This is a genomic window from Paraflavitalea devenefica, assembly GCF_011759375.1.
Taxonomy (GTDB): domain Bacteria; phylum Bacteroidota; class Bacteroidia; order Chitinophagales; family Chitinophagaceae; genus Paraflavitalea; species Paraflavitalea devenefica.
Map to the genome: position 1 here is coordinate 144163 of NZ_JAARML010000004.1, position 19685 is coordinate 163847.

13 protein-coding genes are annotated in these 19685 nt (G+C 47.9%); 8 read left to right on the forward strand and 5 right to left on the reverse strand.

The features are described 5' to 3' along the window. Positions 1–19: 19 nt before the first annotated feature. The 5 genes from HB364_RS22405 to HB364_RS22425 form a co-directional block, all read right to left on the reverse strand. Positions 20–1462 (reverse strand): RagB/SusD family nutrient uptake outer membrane protein, encoded by a 1443-nt coding sequence (locus HB364_RS22405; RefSeq protein ID WP_167290569.1) that lies wholly within the window; start codon positions 1460–1462, stop codon positions 20–22. Positions 1463–1480: 18 nt separating this feature from the next. Continuing rightward, positions 1481–4753, reverse strand: a complete 3273-nt coding sequence (locus HB364_RS22410; RefSeq protein WP_167290570.1) for a TonB-dependent receptor — start codon at positions 4751–4753, stop codon at positions 1481–1483. Positions 4754–5006: 253 nt separating this feature from the next. Further along, positions 5007–6266, reverse strand: coding sequence for a FecR family protein (locus tag HB364_RS22415; protein WP_167290571.1), 1260 nt, complete (start codon positions 6264–6266; stop codon positions 5007–5009). Positions 6267–6370: 104 nt separating this feature from the next. After that, the gene (locus HB364_RS22420; protein WP_167290572.1) at positions 6371–6970 is read right to left on the reverse strand and encodes an RNA polymerase sigma factor; all 600 of its coding nucleotides are present in this window, start codon (positions 6968–6970) and stop codon (positions 6371–6373) included. A 119-nt stretch (positions 6971–7089) separates the two neighbouring features. Next, entirely contained in the window at positions 7090–8403 is a 1314-nt protein-coding gene (locus HB364_RS22425) for an MFS transporter (RefSeq protein WP_167290573.1), read from the reverse strand. Between the two features lie 129 nt (positions 8404–8532). Here HB364_RS22425 and HB364_RS22430 point away from each other — a divergent pair, with 129 nt between their 5' ends. The 8 genes from HB364_RS22430 to HB364_RS22465 all read left to right on the forward strand — a co-directional run bounded on the left by HB364_RS22430 (position 8533) and on the right by HB364_RS22465 (position 19671). Then, positions 8533–9348, forward strand: a complete 816-nt coding sequence (locus tag HB364_RS22430) for a helix-turn-helix domain-containing protein (RefSeq protein WP_167290574.1) — start codon at positions 8533–8535, stop codon at positions 9346–9348. A 222-nt stretch (positions 9349–9570) separates the two neighbouring features. Further along, positions 9571–10680 carry a CsgG/HfaB family protein gene (locus HB364_RS22435; protein WP_167290575.1) on the forward strand — a complete coding sequence of 370 codons (1110 nt, stop codon included), beginning with the start codon at positions 9571–9573 and terminating at the stop codon, positions 10678–10680. 52 nt (positions 10681–10732) lie between these two features. Further along, on the forward strand, positions 10733–11749 hold the full coding sequence (locus HB364_RS22440; RefSeq protein ID WP_167290576.1) for a hypothetical protein: 1017 nt from the start codon (positions 10733–10735) through the stop codon (positions 11747–11749). Between the two features lie 4 nt (positions 11750–11753). Continuing rightward, positions 11754–15008: a DUF7619 domain-containing protein gene (locus HB364_RS22445; RefSeq protein ID WP_167290577.1), complete on the forward strand. Its 3255-nt coding sequence runs from the start codon at positions 11754–11756 to the stop codon at positions 15006–15008. Positions 15009–15049: 41 nt separating this feature from the next. Continuing rightward, entirely contained in the window at positions 15050–17191 is a 2142-nt protein-coding gene (locus HB364_RS22450; protein WP_167290578.1) for a sensor histidine kinase, read from the forward strand. A 10-nt stretch (positions 17192–17201) separates the two neighbouring features. Continuing rightward, the gene (locus HB364_RS22455) at positions 17202–17990 is read left to right on the forward strand and encodes a response regulator (protein ID WP_167290579.1); all 789 of its coding nucleotides are present in this window, start codon (positions 17202–17204) and stop codon (positions 17988–17990) included. Positions 17991–18172: 182 nt separating this feature from the next. Next, entirely contained in the window at positions 18173–18949 is a 777-nt protein-coding gene (locus HB364_RS22460) for a hypothetical protein (protein ID WP_167290580.1), read from the forward strand. Between the two features lie 125 nt (positions 18950–19074). Further along, positions 19075–19671, forward strand: a complete 597-nt coding sequence (locus HB364_RS22465) for an RNA polymerase sigma-70 factor (protein WP_167290581.1) — start codon at positions 19075–19077, stop codon at positions 19669–19671. Positions 19672–19685: the final 14 nt, after the last annotated feature.

The following is a 19685-nucleotide window of genomic DNA, read 5'->3' on the forward strand; positions in this document are numbered from 1 at the left end:
AATTTTTCGTTAAAACCTGTTATAAATTAGGATTGATCATCGCATCGGCGCCGGGTATAGGTAATACATAATCTTCTTTGGTGATGGGGCCGGTAGGCTGCAGGTCCTCCGCATGTTTATTGGCGTTGGCTGCTTCCACCCTTTCAAGCCGCACCAGGTCGAACCAGCGGTTCCATTCACCGGCAAACTCCCAGGCCCGTTCATCAATGACGGCATTGATAAAATCATTGTCAGCCAGGCCGGCAGGAAGATCGCTTAAACCAGCACGCTGGCGCACCGCATTAATGGCGCTATAGGCATCGGCATTCACGCCGCCGCTCCTGGCCTGTGCTTCGGCATAAATGAGCAGCACATGGGCATAGCGTAGCAGAAGAACCGGGCTATTGGACATATACGTGGCCTTGGTGCCGGACTGAATGGTGAACTTCTTGTAATAAGGATGTTTAGTGGTGGTCTCCTGCCAGGAGATGGTGTTGCCGCTCACGACAAAGCTGGTAGAAAAAGTAGCGTCTTTCCGGCTGCCTGCAGGGAAGTTATTGAAGAAATTCAGCTCCGGGAAGAAGTCGCTCCAGCCACCTTCATTTTCGGGCATGGTGCTGAGGCCATAGAATGAATTATAAGTAATCCATTGCCCCCTGGTGAACAAGGTGAATACATCTTCTGTAGTGCCGCCGGCAAATATCTTCAGAAAGCCACCCTGGTAAAGATCAAAATTGTAAGTAGCTTTCTTATCTATCACTTCTTTTGCCTTGGCGGCTGCCAGCGCATATTTAGCAGCATCTTTAATAGGCCATCCGCCCTGCGTAAGGTATACATCGGCCAGCAATGCTTTCACAGAACCTTTATTGGGGCGACCCTGCCCGCGTTTAGTATCAGGCACCCATTCTTCTGCTTTTTGCAGGTCGGCTTCTATTAACTTGTATATTTCTGCCGGCTCGCTTTTTTTAAGGTTAAGATAGGCCGACTGGTACTGTTCAGAAGGAATAATGGGCACAGCGCCCCAGAACCGGGTAAGCCAGTAATAACACAATCCACGTAAAAAGTACGCCTCTCCTACAATGGCTTTAATGGTTGCTTCTGTCCCGTCCTGTACTTTCGTATAGTTGTTAATGATATTGGTGGTAGACTGTATGGTTTTATAACAGCCGCGCCAGATGGGCACCATGCGGCTGTTGAGGTCAGCCACGCTGAAGCGGTCAAACTCGCGGAACTCTTCTTTATTGGAACCTGGATGGGTAGTAAGGTCATCCCCGCCCATCGACATGGCTATCTGCGCCACACTGGTAAAGCCGCTTTCCCAGGGCACCATCAGGCTGCCGTAAGCGCCGGTAAGCGCTGATTCCAGCCCCGCCTGGTTACTCAGGGCTATTGATCCTACTACTAATCCCTGCGGATCTTCCGTCAATTGTTTGGAACAACTACAGGTCAGGGATACTATTGCAATGAAACAGATCTTTTTCATACGTTCACGTTTTGATCGTTAAAAACTAAGGGTACAGCCGCCGGTAAAAGTGCGGGTATTGGGATAAGAGCCATAATCAATGCCCTGGCGGAAATCGCCGCCCGAAGAATTCGCTTCGGGATCAATACCCGTATAATTGGTCAATGTCCATACATTGGTAGCGCTCACAAAAACTTTCAATCCTGCTATACCACCCAGCGTTTTCTTAGGAATATTATACGACAGGCTGAGGTTCTTCAAACGCAGGAAATCAGCTTTTTCCAGGAAGCGGGTGGATTGGGTGAAGTTTTTGTTGGTAGTGCTGAAAGCCGGGATATCCGAAGTTTCGTTTACACCTGGTACATAGCGGTCCTTAATATCCACATGGGTGGCTTCACGTGCATCACCGCCCAGGTACATGGCAGCCGCTTTGTTATAATTCAGCTTATCAAAGCCCAGCATGGCGTGGAAAAAGATATTCAGTGAAAATCCTTTATACGCCACTGTATTATTCCAGCCCAAAGTAGTAGTGGGAACACCAAAGCCGATCACACCATAATCGCCGGCATCAATTACATTGTCATTGTTCTTGTCCAGGTACCGGGCATCACCGGGTTTGGCGCCAAAAGGTCCCGCCTTTGCTTCATCACCAGGCTTCCAGGTGCCCAGGTAAGTAAGTCCCCAGATAGCACCCAACGGCTGACCAGGCGTTACTACAAATTCTGATTGGGGCGACATACCACCACCGATCCGGCGGTTATTGGGATCGAATATGATCTTACTGTTGCCAACAGATACAACGCGGTTCTTAACCAACGTGGCATTGAACCAGGTGTGCCAGGTTACTGGTCCTTTGTCCAATACGGCCGCTTCTATACCCAGCTCAAAACCTTTATTCTGTACTTCGCCTACATTACGGGTAATCACATTACCACCCAAGTACATCGGCAGCTTTTCATCCAGCAACAGGTCGCGCGTATCTTTTGTAAAATAATCGGCGGTGAAGGAGATCCGTCCATCCAGTATGCCGGCATCAATACCAATATTCTTTTGCTCGGTGGTTTCCCACTGCAGGTCGGGATTGCCGATATTACCCAGTATAATACCGGTTTGCGAAGTACTGTTGGTAAAGGACGCCGTTCTGTTGGAATAGGAAGAAAAAGTGCTGTAGGCATCTACGCCCTGGTTGCCTGTAAGTCCCCAGCTACCACGGATCTTGAGGTTGCTGAATAGGGATATATCCTTCATGAAGGATTCCTCCGACAATACCCATCCTAATGCAACAGACGGGAAATAGCTGTACCGGTTATTCTCCCTGAACCTGGAAGTACCGTCTCTCCTGATAGCGGCCGATACCAGGTACTTATCTTTATAACCATAATTCACACGGCTGATCAGGGAAAACAACGCCGATTTGGAAGTGCCTGAAGAAGGCGTACCCGGCGTGCCCAATCCTAAATTATTCCATAGGAAGGGTTCGTAATTCAGGTTGGAGCTACCGGCATACTGGAAGTTGTAGGTAGACTGCTGGTATTCCATAACGGCCGTAACATCGAGGTTATGCACTTCCTTAAACACCTTGCGGTAGTTAAGGATATTGGAGTTCTGTAACCTGATCTCTTTGTTGGCGCGCAGGTTGGCAATGGAACTACCGGAGTTCACCACCTTGCCCGCAAAGTTCTTGTTTTCATATCCCAGGTAATTGGCGCCATACTGCAGGGTGAAAGCTAAACCGGGAATAATAGTATACTTAAATCCACCGGTCACATTGGCCAGCATCCTTTCAGTCACGGCCAGTTGCTCAGTAGTTAAGGCTACCGGATTAAAGAACACCGAACTTACGGGATCACTGATGGTATAGCCACCCAAAGGCGTACGTACCGGTACGGTAGGCGACCAGGTGCTGGCTTGCGCCAGCGGGCTATGGGCGCCATCTGCCGGAATCTCTGTATTCTGTGATGTACTGTAAGAACCGAGGATATTGAGGTAAGTGGATACCTTATCGCTCAATTTGGCATTGATATTGGAACGCAGGGTATACCGTTTGAAAGATGAATTGTTGATCACACCGTCCTGGTTATAATAATTGCCGGAAATGAAGTAACCGCTTTTGTCGGTACCTCCCGACAGGTTGAGCAGGTATTCCTGTCCGCCTGCACGGCGAAAAATTTCATCCTGCCAGTTGGTTCCTCCTTTTACCCTGAACTCCTCTATTTGCGCAGTAGTGAATGGAGCATTGGTGCCCACTGCCAGCGCATGCGCATTGGCTGTTTCGGCAAACTCAGCAGCATTCAGCAGGTCCTGCTTCTTCAGTACTTCCGAGGAGGAAAAGCGGGCTGTAAAATTCACTTTCAATCCCCCTTTAGTCCCTTTCTTGGTAGTAATAATGATCACCCCATTGGCGCCACGGCTGCCATAGAGTGCAGTAGCAGCCGCATCTTTCAGTATCTGTAAAGACTCTATATCTTCGGGGTTAAGGGAAGAAAAATCGGCGCCCACAAATCCATCTACTACATACAGGGGACCATTATCACTGTTAATAGAGTTGGAGCCGCGGATGCGAATACGCACGCCGCCGCCCGGCGAGCCGGCCACATTGGTCACCTGCACACCGGCTGCACGGCCCTGCAACACCTGGTCCAGCCGGCTTACCGGCTGCTCCCGGAAAGAAGCAGTGGAAACGGAGGTGATGGCATTGGTAAGGGCTCCTTTTTTCTGTTCGCCATACCCCACCACTACCATTTCCTTCATATTGGAAGGCGCCACTTCAAGCGTTACGGCAATAGAAGTCCTGCCCTTCACGGGTATCTCCTGTGCCGTAAAGCCAAGAGAAGACACCAACAGTACCGCATCGGCATTGGCCACGCTGATCTCGTACTCACCATTGTCATTGGTAACAACGCCTTTACCAGTGCCTTTTACCTGTATAGCAGCGCCGGCCACCGGATCGCCCTTACCATCGGTGATCCGGCCCTTTACGATGATATCCGTTGCTACCTCAAAAGTGTTCACAACAACAGGCTTGCGTTTTACAATAATGGTCTTATCGCTCATGGCATACGTAAGCGGCTGGTAGCGGAAGCATTGTTCCAGCACCTTGTCGAGCGGCTCATTACGCACCTGTAAGGTCACTGTTTTAGCAATGGATAACTGTTCATCGGTATACAGGAAAGTATAACCGGTTTGCTTCCTGATCTCCTTAAATACCTTGCTCAGCGGCGTATTGCGGAGTGAAAGGGAAACCGTTTGTGCAATGCCTTCGGCCTGCGCCTGTAGCATGACAATCGTTATCAAAAGCACGGTTAGTTTCATAATCAGTAACGGTTTGGCCAATAATCGTGGGTAGTTGGCCGTCCCGGCATAGCCGGGAGGCCCGCTTTGGGAAAAAAGCGTCAAATGCATACATTTGTTCTAATGAGGGTTAATAAATGGATTGTCAGTTTATGGACCCGAATCGTTACCGGGTCCCGCCCGCCAGCAGGATCCGGTTTTTTAGGCCCATGTAGCACCAGGAGTGTATTAAGGGCTCATAATATGGCAAGTTTTCAGGTGAATAGAATTTGATTTAAGGTGTTACGATGATCTTCCGGCCGCTGATCTCAAAATGTACTTCTTCTGTTTTTTCCATCATATCAAGCACCTGTGACACAGGTACGTTGCTGGGTATCGTTCCCCGGAAATGTGCATTGGGTACATTACCCCTGTATTCCACGGCCACATCGTACCAGCGGGCCAGCATGCGCATAGCAGCATGAATATCCTGGCCTTCAAACTGGATCAGTCCGTTCTTCCAGGCAATGGCTGCTTCTACGTCAACATCATTGATGATTGATAATTGATGATTGATTATTTGCGCTTGCTGACCCGGTTTTAAAAATGCAGAAGTCTGAGGTCTGAGGTCCGACTTCTGACTTCCGGTTTTCACCTTCACGCTTCCTTCCAGCAGGGTGGTCTTCATCATCGCTTCATCTCCATAAGCATGGATATTGAAATGAGTACCCAGCACCTCTACCTGCATGCCATTCAGGAGTACGTGGAAAGGCATCTTTGCATTTTTCTCCACTTCAAAATAGGCTTCACCGGTGATCTCCACCTTCCTTTCCTGACCGGTAAAAGCGGTGGGGTAACGGATAGAAGAAGCTGCATTCAGCCATACCTTACTCCCATCGGGTAATGTGAGGGTATATCGCCCGCCCCTTGGCGTAGCCAGTGTATTAAATCCGACTTCTGACTTCAGACTTCTCCGAAGGAGTCCTTCCGGACCGGCCTCCGACTTCCTGTATTCCAACTCTCCCTCTTTCGACTTCACCACCTGCATACTTCCCTGCTGTACCAACGTGCCATTGGCCGCTGAATCCAATACAATGGTAGAGCCATCTGCCAATGTTAGTATGGCTTTATTACCTCCTGGTTGTATGGCTGGTTGTGTTGATTGATTTTGTTGTACCACTACCGGTATAGTCTTATCACCACGGAACAACCACCAGGAGCCGGCGCCTATAGTGAGCACCACCACGGCAGCAGCGGCATACCTCCACCACCGGCGGCGGAACTGTCCGTATACTACCCCAGGTTCTGCGATTGTAGCAGGCGCCGGGGTCTGCAGCTTTGCCCATACTTCTTCAAAAGCTGCCTGGCTATTACTTTCTCCCATACCAGGCTCCTGTACCTCTTCCTCATAGAAGGATGCCAGTAACTGGTCCAGCAGCGCACGGTTGCGCTCGTCCTGTACAAGTGCCTGCAACTGCCTGATCTCTGCAGGCGTCATCTTCTTATCGTGCAGGAATTTTTCGAATAATTCCTGTAAAAGATCCTGTCTTGACATAATGGCCTTATTAATGTCCTCCGCGTGTGGGCGGGCTTTTTAGCAATGGACTATCAATAAGGACGTAAAAGAAAGCAGGGGGAGGACGTGCGCACTAAAAAAAATTATGACAGGCAGGAATAAAGCAGGAGGAGGAGGATAACCTGTTCATCGCCATACTTCGACAGGTATTTCCGGATGGCGTACAATGCCCGCACCATATAAGCTTTTGAAGTAATACGGGTAATATTCATTCGCAGGGCTATCTCCGCATGGCTCAGCCCCTCAAACCGGCTTAACCTGAACACCTGCTGCAGTTGCGGAGGCAGGTTATTAATGGCCCCGTTCAATAATTGCTCTAACTCTTTGTACTCTGCTTTTTCGTGGGGCGTGATGGCGTCATCGCTGAAATAAGCAACCAGGTAATCTTCGTTGCCGGTGGTAAATACTTTTTTCCGCAGGTGATCAATCGCCAGGTGACGGGAAACAGTGGAAAGGAAGGCGCTGAAATTGGTAAGGGCCGGCAGCTTATCGCGGTTATTCCAGATCTTGATGAAGGTTTCCTGCGCCAGGTCTTTGGCCAGTTCGGGCGACTTGGTCAGTCGTAGCCCTATTGCATATACTTTATCCCAGTACCGCTCAAATAATTGCCGGTAGGCCTGTTGGTCTCCGGAGGCAATAAGCAGCAATAGTTCCTGTTCGTTGTATGGTTCAACAAATGGCAAGTCGCAGATATAGCAAGTTAGGGTCTCAAAATAAGTAAAAAAACAATAGAACCGCGCTCCTGTATCTGCGTCTTCGTGATGGGAAGGTTCCCTTTTTAATTTATCTCCCTGTAACTACATTAAGCCGCAGGCTTTGCCAACTCTTCGTTCAGGCGGGATGTTTGCTTCGTGTCTTTCATGAACAGGTATACCAGTAAGGAGACCATGACACAGCCTGTTATATACCAATAAAAATAAGGTTCATGCCCACCCTTTTTCAGCCACAGGGCAATATACTCCGCACTGCCGCCAAAAATGGCTACCGTCAGCGCATAGGGTAACCCTACTCCCAATGCCCTCACTTCTGCCGGGAACAATTCCGCTTTTACCACCGCATTGATGCTGGTATACCCGCTGACAATCACAAGGGCTGCCATCAGCAATATAAAAGCGCCGCCCAGTGAGGAGGTATGGCTCAATGCCGTGAGCAGCGGCACCGTACATATCACCCCCAGTACGCCAAAGCCTATCAGCAAGGGCTTGCGGCCTATCCTGTCCGACAAACTGCCCAGCACAGGCTGCAGTAAAGCAAACAGTAATAACGTGATAAAGGAGAGCATGGTGGATTGCTCTTTGGTGAGGTGCACTGTATTCACCAGGAACTTTTGCATGTATGTGGTATATGTATAAAAGGCCAGCGTACCGCCTAATGTCAACCCAATTACCGTAAGCACAGCCCGGGGATGTTTCAGCAGTTCACGGATAGTACCCTTTTTCGACTGTTGCTGCTTTTCCTTTGATACAAAAGAAGGAGTTTCATGCAGGCTGCTGCGCAGGTACAAGGCTATTACTGATAAAATGGCGCCAATAATAAAAGGGATGCGCCAACCCCAGGCATGCAACTGCGCTTCTGTCAACAACCATTTCTGCAGTAGCAGTTGAATGCCGAGGGCTATCAACTGTCCGCCGATCAATGTAACATACTGAAAGCTGGAATAAAAGCCCCGCCGGTGGCGGGTAGCCATCTCACTTAGGTAAGTGGCCGATACGCCGTATTCACCGCCTACACTGAGTCCCTGCAGCAAACGCGCCACCAGTAGTATAACAGGTGCCAGTATACCAATAGTGGCATAGGTAGGGGTACAGGCAATGAGTAAAGAACCAAACGACATCAGTAATACCGACCCTGTCATGGCCCGTTTACGGCCCATTTTATCGGCTATCCGGCCAAATAGCCAACCGCCTATCGGGCGCATCAGAAAACCCAGCGCAAACACACCGGCTGTATTCAGCAATTGGGCCGTAGCGTTATCAGCCGGGAAAAAGGAAGCAGAAAAATACAAGGCAAAGGCCGAATAAGCATACCAGTCGTACCATTCCACCAAGTTGCCGATACTGCCGCCAATAATTGCTTTGAGCCTGTCGAGGGATATCTTTTCAGTAGCTGGACGCATAAATTTCATCTTGTTGATGGGCTGCCCGTTTTCCGGAAACGGCAAACGGCTATATAACAGCGGTAATGTACCTTACTTTCAGGTGTTTATACCTTTTTTCCGGTACATTTTTTTTCGTAAATATGCCAGATGAAGCATACCCCCGATCCTTCCGACTTTGACCAGCTCCGGAAACACGTCATCAGTTTATTCCCGGAACAGCCGGATTCACCGGTAGTATCCGTAGCACAACAGGAAGAAGAGATCCATTCCATCAGCCGTACCATCGGTGGTGAAAGGTTCTACTTTGTGGTGGACATGACCAGCTTTGAGATCAGTCAAAGCGGCGGCATACAGCGCTGGCTGGGGTACTATGAAAAAGAATTCACCCTGAAAAAATACTGGGGACTCGTACATCCCGGACTGCAAAAAGCAGCGCATGCCGTATTCCTGCAAATGGCCAATATACTCTGTATAGGTAAGTTTGACCTCGCATTCATGGTACAACGCTATAGCAGCCTTACGGCGATCAAACATGCGAAAGGCCATTACCTCCTCCTGAAAAGGACCGCTTCGGTATTCCAATACGATACAAAGAACCGCCTGACGGAATACCTCAATGAGTTTACCATCATCGGCCAATACAATGGCGAGCCCCTCTCCCCTTCTTTTTTTACCGACAAAGGCGAACAGGAAACCGAGCGGGGCGAGATCATCATGAAAAAAGTATTAGAAAACTTCCTCGGCATGAAGGTCTTTTCCGTCAATGAGCTGCAGGTGGCCCGTATGCTCGCTTATCAGCCAGGCATCAGTCAGCAGCAAATTGCCGATACCCTGGGTGTACTGCCCAGTACCATCGTCACGTATTACAAGCGTTTCCTCCAAAAAGCGCGGGAATACTTTCACCATGATTTTTCCTCCGCGCTGGAAGCAGCCATTTATCTCCAAAAGGCAGGATTACTGTAATATTTATTGTTTTGTCACCTCCGGGGGGACAACTTACCTGCACGGATTTTCCAAATTTTGAAGCCGGTCAGCATACACACCGCAGCCGGTAGCCGCATGCTGCCCATTCTTCCTTTCCCCTGTTGAAGGACCACGCAAACTATCCTTTTTATAAGACCGGTCATATTGTATACTGAAGCAATATGATGTAATCAATTTTTACACCCGTTAACTCATCAGATTATGAAAAGGTGCTTCACCCTAATCTTATTGGCCGTTGGCCACTACTGCACAATGGCCCAGACCTCCGTTACACTCGCTTCCCAAAGACCACCCGAACTGGATGTAAGCCAGTACAGGCAGGTAGCCGTTGGTGATATTGTGGGCCCCCTGGGCACCAAAACAGAATTGAGCCTGGACCTGACCGATGCCCTCTCTGCCCGGCTCTTCAATGCACAGGCACTGGAAGTAGTAGAGAAAAACACGCTGGATAAAATACTGGGTGATCAAAAATTCCGCGACCTGCAGGTGATTGACGAAAAAACAACCCGGGAGCTGAACAAAAAGCTGGGCAATGCCTTGCTCATCACCGGCAGGCTGCAAAGCAATAACCTGGAACAAAAACTCATTTACCAGGACCAGTCTATTATTGTAAACGGATGCAGCCGTAAATATTATTATGAAGTGAAAGGGACTGTAAGCATCCAACTGAAAATCTTTGACCTGAAGAATGGAAAGCTTATTTACAATGATGCAGTAACCAAACCGGTTGAGAAGCAGACCAAGGAAGACTGCTCCGTTCCCAACAAACTCGATGTGGGCGAAATAACCAGGCAGGCCACTAAAGACCTGGGCGAAGAAATTGCCCGGCTGATAGTGCCCTATGAGGTAAAAACAACCTTACAGTTCTCTGATCCCGGTCTTTTTAAAAGCCCTTTTAAAAAGCTAAGGGAAGCGGTAGGCTTCCTGCAGGACAGGAAGTATGATGCCGGCCTCAGCATCTTCAAAGAATATACAGAAGACAAAAGCCTGAAAGGTAAACACCAGGCGCCTGCTTTCTTTAACTATGGCCTGGCATTATTATATGCAGGAAAATATGAAGAGTCACGCAAAGCATTTGAGCAGGCAGCCAATGCCAATGCTACCTTCCGGGGTAATGTGCGGGAAGTACTGGTGCTGATAGACACCGAAGAACAGGCAGCCCGGAAAATGGCCCGGCTTACAGAAGAAAAACAGAAGATGGAACAGGCCGCTTTAGCAGAAGCCCAGAAGCCAAAGGAAACAGAAAAGCCCACTGCCAAACCTGCCGCCGCATCCAAAACACCCGCTAAGACAAAGCCCAAAGGTTTTTAATCTTATAACCCTACATCACCCACTTACTACACCTGTAAACCCCTCCTGATTTATGAAAAGAGCATTACTTATTATTCTTGCAGCCATACTGTTTATTCAATCAGCCCGGCCCAACACCTTCCGGGTAAACAATACCCTGACCACTGATCCGGCTCAGAAACTCTTTAAAACAATACCAGAAGCACATAACGCCGCTACTGTACTGGCAGGAGACACCTTGCTCATAGAAGGTACGGCTGTGGTGCATCCGGCATTTACAATGACCAAACGCCTGGTACTGATTGGCACCGGGTACCTGCTTACTGAAAATGCACAAACCCAATCAGCCGCCGCGCAATCCATCGTATCAAAGATCACCATTAAACCCTCAGCAGCCGGTACGATATTGATCGGGCTTAACTTTTCAGATTATTATACGGAGAATGCGCCCTTTATAGAAGCCAGCAATGTGATCATCATGCGCTGTTTTATTCCCAACTGGCTTTACCTCACAGGAGATATAAACAATGTACAAATACTGCAAAACTTTTTCCTGGAGGGTGGCATAGCCAACTATTATACAACAGACAAGTTTACCAATGTGGTACTGAAAAACAATTTCATTAGTGACCCCGTCAATATTACTTCCAATTCCTCTTATCAACGGACATTTGCGGCCGTGGAGTATAATATCTTCCAGAGCACTGTTATCCTCACCACTTCCCTCTTCCGGAGCAATATTATCACCGGCATCGGTGCCGTGGTTACGGTAAGTTCGGCCCAGGTACAGAACAACCTCGTCAGCAGCAACCAGCTTCCGGCCTCCAATGGCAACCAAACCTATAACGCCACGCAACTCTTTGCCGGGCCTACCGGTAACAGTACCGATGGGCAGTATAAAATAAAGACCAGCTCTCCCTACCTCACAGCCGGTTACAACAATTCCCAGCCGGGCATCTATGGTGGCAGCATGCCTTACGTCCTGTCGGGCATGCCGCCCATCCCTGCCATCTATGAACTGGTGGCCGATGGCTTTGGCAGCAAGCAAAACGGTTTACCCGTAACCATCAAAGCAAAAGTAAACCAGTAAGTATATGCGGTATCTATTTCTGTTATCCCTCTTACTGGGTATAGTACAACCTTTGATAGGCCAGGTAACCCGGCTGGAATACTTTATCGACCATGATCCAGGCTGGGGCAACGGTACTGCCATCAATATAACAGCCGGCAATGATATACAACAAAACTTTACAGCGCCGCTCACCAATGTGGAGGTGGGTTACCATACCCTGTACCTACGCGCCAGGGATGCCCAAGGCCGCTGGTCGCTTACTGCCTGGCATGCCTTTTATGTCTTGCCACCAGCCGGCAATACGGTTACAGGAGCCGAATACTTTTTTGATACGGATCCGGGTGCAGGTCAGGGTATTGCCCTTCCTGTAACAGGCAGCGCCAACACCACACTGAATTACACCATTCCCCTGGACAACCTGTCGTATGGATTTCATACACTGTTTGTACGTATGCGCGATAATGAAAGCCACTGGTCACTCACCCAGCAAAAACTGGTTTACCTCGATCAGTCGTCCGACACCACCCGCATTAAAGCATTTGATTATTACTTTGAGCGCAGCGGTGTACTGTCCAGCACCTATACCTATACCCTGCCCGCTCCTGCTCTTGCAGTCAGCCTGGACTTCACCGCCAACCTCAGTGAGCTGGAGCCTGAAAAAGAATATACCATGTATATATGGGCCGTTACCAATACCGGCCAGAAAAGCCTGGTACATAAAAAACAGGTGAAAGTATGTGCGGGCAATGTGGCAAAAGCCGGGTTTGATTTTATCACAGAAGGAACGCAGGTAAACTTTATAGATTCAGCAGCAGGAGTCACCCGCTACACATGGCACTTTGGCGATAAAAAATCAGATACAATAAGTACTCCCTTTCATATATACGATTCAGTAGGTAGCTATATTGTTAAACAAATTGTCTCTAATTTCTGCAATGCAGACTCTCTAACCAAACAGGTTGTCATCAGGGGGCTCAAAAGCATTAGCAGCGATAAAGGCGGCAATACGGGATTTGTAACAGTTGATATAAGAGGTGCAGGGTTTGCAAAGGACATGATCGTATACCTGCACAAAACAGGCGAACAAAACATAAAAGCAGATACCCCTGTTATACAGCATACCGGCCTGTTGTCTGCCGCCTTCAACTTAACAGGCAGCAAAAAAGGAATATGGGATGTCATTGCAGTATTCCCGGACGGTAAAAAAGATACCTTATTCCAGGCTTTCACCATCGAAGATGGAACAGAACCCAAATTAGCTGTAAAAATATCCGGCAATAGCATACTGCGCATCGGGTTTCAGCAGGTATACAATGTTACCTATACCAATACCAGCAATACCGACGCAGCCATTGTTCCTTTGTACATTGGTGGTTTGCCATTGGGTACTGACATTGAAGTCCTGAATCCATTGTTCAAACTTGACGGCATGCCGGGAGCCGATACGCTGCACTTATCAGATTATCCGGTGCCCCCTACCCATCATGATACATTATCCAATAGCAGCTACCGGCTATTTTTACTTGACCGTATACCAGCACATTCAACAGGCACACTACAATGCGTCTTCCATGTACCGGATACTACGCCGCTGCACATATTGCCCCAAATAAAGGTTAGTCTGGGCAAACCTTTAGCTGTACCTCCGGCCCCCAATAGCAGCGGACAGGCAGATCCGGCCCAAATGATCGCAGATATCAACTATTGCCTGGAGCAGGTAACAGGCATAGCGATGAAGAAAATACTGGAAAAAAGATTCGGGGCAGATAAAGACTTCACAGGTATCTACACCTGTTTCTCAGACACCGCCATCAAAAAGGTATTATCTTATTTCTATACAGCAAGCCCCAAAAGAACAGATCAAAAAACAATCGCCAAGGTCCTGGACTTCTCAGATCTAGCATTATCTATGACTGTACAGGGATTGGGCTGTGCAAGGGTAGTTGTATCTGCGATAGGCCTTGGCGCCCCCTATGTAGGTCAACCTCTGATTGTAATACCGGCCGTTGTCCTGAACCAAAGATTACAGGCTATTCAACACTATGTAGAATATGCAGCCACCGTGGCTGAAATAGCCAGGGTATCCAAAGACTGTGTCCCGGTATTTAAATATGATGCGGTGGACGTGCTCAATGTGATCATCGGAAACGCCTGGGACCCTAATGCTAAATATGGTCCCGGTGATGGCTCGCAAAATCATTTTACGACTTCCGGCAAAATGCACTACACCATCGGCTTTGAAAATGACCCGGCAGCCAACCTGAACGTACAAACTGTTACAGTGACAGACACGCTAAGCAGCCCGCTCTATAACCTGGGAAGTTTCGGATTTACAGGCGTCACTATTGGAGATTCTGTATATACATTAAGAACCCCTGTGCAATCTTTCTTCCACGATTTTGATTTCATTGCCCGGTATGGAGTAAAGGCCAGGGTAGTGGCGACCTTTAGTCCCGCAACAGGTATCATACAATGGAAATTCTATACCATTGACCCTTCTACTAACCAAATCACCACCCATGCATTGGATGGCTTCCTGCCGCCGGATAAAATTTCACCCAAGGGGCAGGGATATGTTTCCTTTGTAATAGATCCGGTTGGTGGTATACAATCGGGGGATGCCATCAGTAACAAGGCTTATATCAAGTTTGACTACAACCCTGTTATCATTACCAATACCTGGCTAAATGTTTTTGACCTGAACAGCCCGGCGAGCAGGATACAAAACCTTCCCGCCCAAACAACAGATACGACATTCACCGTGCGTTGGGACGGCACAGACGACAGGTCGGGCATAAGGAGTTACGATATTTATTATGCCATTAACAATGGGCCTTTTCAGTTATGGCTATATGACATAACAGCGAAAGAGGCCATCTTTACAGGCACTAAAGACAGCCTGTACAAATTCTACAGCATTGCCAAAGACTATGCCGGCAATATAGAAAATAGCAAAACCCAGGCAGAGGCAAGCATCCTGGTAACAGGCAAGGTAACGGGCATCAACGATCCGCCAGGGGATGGCTTTTATGTACGCTCCTACCCCAATCCTGCCACCACCACTACCTGGCTGGAGTTTAGCCTGCCGCAGCCACAACAAGTACGGATCGTGATCAGGGACCTGCAGGGTAAGGAGATCAGCGCCATAGCCAACCGCCTGTTTACTACCGGTACGCACAAGCTGAAATGGGACGTGCGGCACCTGCCGGCAGGTATCTATATCATTGAATTTGACAGCAAAAAATCCAGGAAAAGCAGTAAGCTGGTGAAACAGTAAGCGCTTTTATCCTAAATTAGTTATGTATATTTTATAAAACATTGAATCCCCGGACAACCACCTTCATCATAATTGTATTATACTTCTGCCTGACTGGCCTGTCCACGCAGGCAGAAATTTATTCTGATTCCTCAAAGGTTATAAAACTGCTGGCGCTGGCCGAAAAGGAAAAGGACCCTAAAAAAGCGGCTATTTATGCCTTGGAGAGCCTCTCTATCAGTACCCGGCTGAACAATCACCTGCTGATGGCCAAAAGCTACCGGCAACTGAGCTATCTATACAGGCCGGAAAGAAATGCCCGGCTTTTTGTAATGGACTCTCTCTTTATGCATTATGCCGGCCGCTCCGGTAATACTGCCCTGCTCTTTGATGCATTACAGCTATGCGCCAAAGACTACCTGAATACTAACCAGGTACCGCAGGCAGAGAAATACATCGCTGGATTGGATTCTCTGGCGCAGGAAGCCGACACTACCTTCCGGAAATGTATAGCAGCACAGGTAAAAGCGTTTTATCACTTTAAAAGGTTCAGGCCCGTAGAATCTCTTGCACAGGCAGAAAATGGCCTGCACTATGCTCAGCTCCTGCAAAACAAACGCTTAATAGGCCGCTCCTTTTGCCAGGTAGGCGATGGTTATTTATACCGGTTCAAACATGACAGTGCCGCCATGTACTACTTCAAAGCAGTAGAGGAATTGAAGAAACTTAACGAGGAAGAGGAACTGGCAAGGGTATACGGCCAACTGGCTTTCCTGTACCAAACCACCGGCAACTCCTCCAGGTCAGTCCCTTATTATGAAATGGCCTATGCTGTTTTTGAAAAAGCAGGTGCTCCCCTTGAGGCGGCCTACATTTCTTTAAAGATGAGCGACGTTTATTTTAACCAGCGCAAATATGACACTGCTTTCATTTGCATCAATAAAGCATTCCGTACTTTCCGGCAATACAATTACGGGCAAGGACTCGGTCTCTCTTATTCCTACCTGGGGCGCTATTATGCCAAGGCGGATCAAAAGGACAGCTCAGACTACTATACTACATTATCCAAAGAAACCCTGAAACAGTACAACAATTCCCTCCTGAACTTTTACGCTGCAGGATACGAGACTTCCAATGCGATAGATACCCGCAATTTTAAAAAAGCGGATACCCTGATCAAAAAAATGATGGGGCAATTATCTTCAACAGTACCCAAAGAACTTTTACAGGGAGCTATAGATATAGCGACTACTGAGGGTTATAGTCCTCCCGCTAAAGAAAAAATACAAAAGATGTTGCTTACGGGCGACACTACCCTGTTGATGGATGATACCATGACATTCAACCCGGCTACAGGCACCCAGCCTGTATTTGATAGCTTAATCACCCAGCAGCAACACCGGAAAATTGCTGAGGTAGAAGCCAGGTTCAAAGTAAGAGAAGCACAGGACAGCACCAAACTTGCTCAAAAGGAAAGCCTGTTGACAAAGCAACAGCTCAACCAACGCAACCTCATCCTGCTTTTTTCCTTCCTATTGCTGGCCGTATCGGGCCTGTTGCTGTATGTGCAGGTAAAGAACCGGAAAAGGGCCCTGGCCGATAAGCAGCGGGCCATCGAAGACAAAGCAACCATTGAACACCTGAAGGATGAACTGGACCACCGGGTAGGCAATACGCTGAATAATATTTCCTTTATCATCAGCCTTGTTAAGACCCGCTCCTCGGATAAACCTTCTTTTGAATTGCTGGAAGAAAAAGTAGACCCGCTCATGGTGCTTTACCGGATGCTCAGTGACAACAAAACAGAGGATGTAGCGCTGCAGGAATACTTTGAAAAGATCTGTAAGGGATTAAAAGCCTCCTATGACCATGAGGATAAAATAACCCTGTACATCAATGCCCCCGTAACCATGAGCGGCAGTAAAGCCGGTAAAGTGGGCCTGATATTAAATGAACTGGTCACCAACTCCTTTAAATATGCTTTCACAACACAGACTATGGGGTCCATTTCAGTGACATGCAGTATCAATAACGATGAGCAATATTACCTTTCCATAACCGATTCAGGACCCGGCATGCAGCAGTCGGCCAGCCACGGCACCCAAAAAGGACTACATTTGGTGAGAGCGCTGGCCTACCAGTTGAAAGCTACTATCCGCGAAAAGCAGGAAGCTGGTGTTGGCTTTGAATTTTTTTTCCTCTAATACCTTACAAATGGCTGCTAAAATAAAAATACTACTGGTAGAAGATGAAGCCTATAGCTACATGCATGTACAAAACATATTGGAAGCCGAAGGCTATGAAGTGCTGGCCTATCCGGGAAAACCATTCATTGACAACTATGAGGATGCAGTAGCGGTGACGCAAACCGACATTCCCCATATCGCCATTCTCGATATTGATCTTGGGAAAAATAAAAAGGACGGTATTGAAATAGGCCAGTTCATCCGGGATACCTACTATAGCCCGGTTATCTTCCTGAGTGCCCATAACAACGATGAAAACCTGCGGCGGTCGGGCATGATGCGTGCAGATGGGTTCGTGGTAAAACTGGGCAAGCCGCTTGAGTTGCAACAACTGAAGGCGGATATTAAGCGCTTATTACCATTGGCAGAAATAGCGGATCAAATACGAAAGGAAGGCGCTTCTTTCTATGTAAAAGAGCTGAAAGGAAGTAAAGACACAGGAATGGGATTTAGAAGGACCCGGATACTGTGGACTGAACTATCTTTCGTACGTACCACTACCATGGTGAAAAACAGCGTGGTGCTTTATCTGTCAAACGGCCGGGAGTTCCTGTACCACAAGTCGCTTACAGAATGCCAGGCAGAGCTGCCGCCACATTTCCTCCGTTTCAGCGGCCAGGAGATCATCAATGCTAAACTGTTTACGAGTCAGGGTAAAAGTGATTGGGTATACTACATTGGCGACAAGCGCTATGAAGTATCCGAGGCATACCGCACTCAAAAAACATTGGCCATACTCAAAGGCCTCTTCCTTTAACTACCTGTTTATCCCTTCAGTTCCCCTGTTTTTCCCTCCTGCTTGGCATCCCCCTGCCATCACTCCATTTTTACAGGGTAAATAACAATAACCGGTTATTATTTCTGAAACAAGACTGTACAGCATCATAAAGCTTCCGGAGGCTACGGAAAACAGCATTCTGTAACCTTAAAATTAGCGCCATGTATACGCTGAAAAATTATGACCTGAGCGATGTGAACTCCATCGGCTCCGTATCTGATTCGCTCTATGAGATCTTTAAACTGACCTTAAATCCCGACCTCACCATGCGGGAGTTCCGGCAATACCTGTTCGGACAGCACCCCGATAACCTGGAGATCAGTTTCATCTACAGCGAGGGTAACCTCGCTGGCTTTTGTACATCTGCCGCCTATCCCAGGAAAGTCAGGGGAAAGAAAGTGGTAGTTTTAAGATCGGCCTTTGGACTGCTGGATTGTTATAAAAAAGGCAGGTTCCCCCTGCATGGACTCTTCTACAAATACATGCGGTATAAACTGAAGCACCTCTTCACACCGGTATATGTAGCTGGTTTCATGGCCAATCCGCTCATGTATGCCATGATCTGTAAATATACCCTTACCTGCTATCCCAGGAGGAACAAGCCCGCTTCTCCGGATATCCTGGAATTTGCCGACGACCTGCTGGACTCTATGAACCTTAGCCGCAAAAAGGTAGCCCCCTTTGTATTGAAAATACATTTCCAGGTCAAGTTTAAGGAGTGTGATATTGAACGGTTTGAGGCCAGCACCGATGCAGATGTACAGCACTTTTTAACCATCAATCCCGGTTATAAAGAACAAATGGGCGTAATGGTGCTGGTACCCGTTACCATCCCCAATATGACCTATACATTTGTAAAGTATCTTTTCAGGAAGGTCAGGAAGCTGCTTAAAAAGAACGTTGTCAATACCGGAAAGGTGAAATGGGGAGTGAATTAACTCCCCGTTACCCGCCTTTTGTATACGCCTGCCGGCCGTTCGGCTCATTTTACCCCACCTGCCACTGAAAAGGGTTTAACTTAATCATAGAAACCGCTGCAGGCAGTAAGGGCTTTTTGCCGTTCATGTGTCTCAGTAATATGATACTGATCCTGCAAAACGAAGCCGTTACAAGTGCCGTTAAACAAAAACAGGCGTATACCCAGGTGGAAAACCACTACCAACAATGCTTTCATGCCTATTTCGAACGGTTGTTCGACTATGCCTTTGCCATAGTAAAAGACAATGCGGAAGCAAAAGACATTGTCCAGTCGGCCTTCATTAAACTATGGGAGAAGCGTACAGCGATCAACTTCCCTGCAGCAGCCCGCTCCTACCTGTATACCACTGTTTACCGCCTCGCATTAAACACCATACGCAACCGTAAGATCAGGGACGGCCATCATCAACAGATCGCTCCCACTCTCCTGACCAGCGGCACACCTACCGCTGAAGAAAAAGAAATACGAGCGCGAATTCAACAAGCCATTGATACCCTGCCACCAAAATGTAAAGAAGTATTCTCCCAAAGCCGGCTCGAAGGAAAAAGATATACTGTCATTGCCACGGAAATGAACATCTCTGTCAAAACAGTAGAAGCCCAGATGGGAAAAGCCCTCCGGTTACTCCGGGAACAATTGGCCGACCTCATTATTAGCTGGATCATCTGGCTGCTTATCTGAATGTATAACCCAAT

Coding starts and splice junctions, on each gene's coding strand:
- HB364_RS22405 (WP_167290569.1), bottom strand. CDS start 1,462: ATGAAAAAGATCTGTTTCATTGCAATAGTATCCCTGACCTGTAGTTGT.
- HB364_RS22410 (WP_167290570.1), bottom strand. CDS start 4,753: ATGAAACTAACCGTGCTTTTGATAACGATTGTCATGCTACAGGCGCAG.
- HB364_RS22415 (WP_167290571.1), bottom strand. CDS start 6,266: ATGTCAAGACAGGATCTTTTACAGGAATTATTCGAAAAATTCCTGCAC.
- HB364_RS22425 (WP_167290573.1), bottom strand. CDS start 8,403: ATGCGTCCAGCTACTGAAAAGATATCCCTCGACAGGCTCAAAGCAATT.
- HB364_RS22430 (WP_167290574.1), top strand. CDS start 8,533: ATGAAGCATACCCCCGATCCTTCCGACTTTGACCAGCTCCGGAAACAC.
- HB364_RS22435 (WP_167290575.1), top strand. CDS start 9,571: ATGAAAAGGTGCTTCACCCTAATCTTATTGGCCGTTGGCCACTACTGC.
- HB364_RS22440 (WP_167290576.1), top strand. CDS start 10,733: ATGAAAAGAGCATTACTTATTATTCTTGCAGCCATACTGTTTATTCAA.
- HB364_RS22445 (WP_167290577.1), top strand. CDS start 11,754: ATGCGGTATCTATTTCTGTTATCCCTCTTACTGGGTATAGTACAACCT.
- HB364_RS22455 (WP_167290579.1), top strand. CDS start 17,202: ATGGCTGCTAAAATAAAAATACTACTGGTAGAAGATGAAGCCTATAGC.
- HB364_RS22460 (WP_167290580.1), top strand. CDS start 18,173: ATGTATACGCTGAAAAATTATGACCTGAGCGATGTGAACTCCATCGGC.
- HB364_RS22465 (WP_167290581.1), top strand. CDS start 19,075: ATGTGTCTCAGTAATATGATACTGATCCTGCAAAACGAAGCCGTTACA.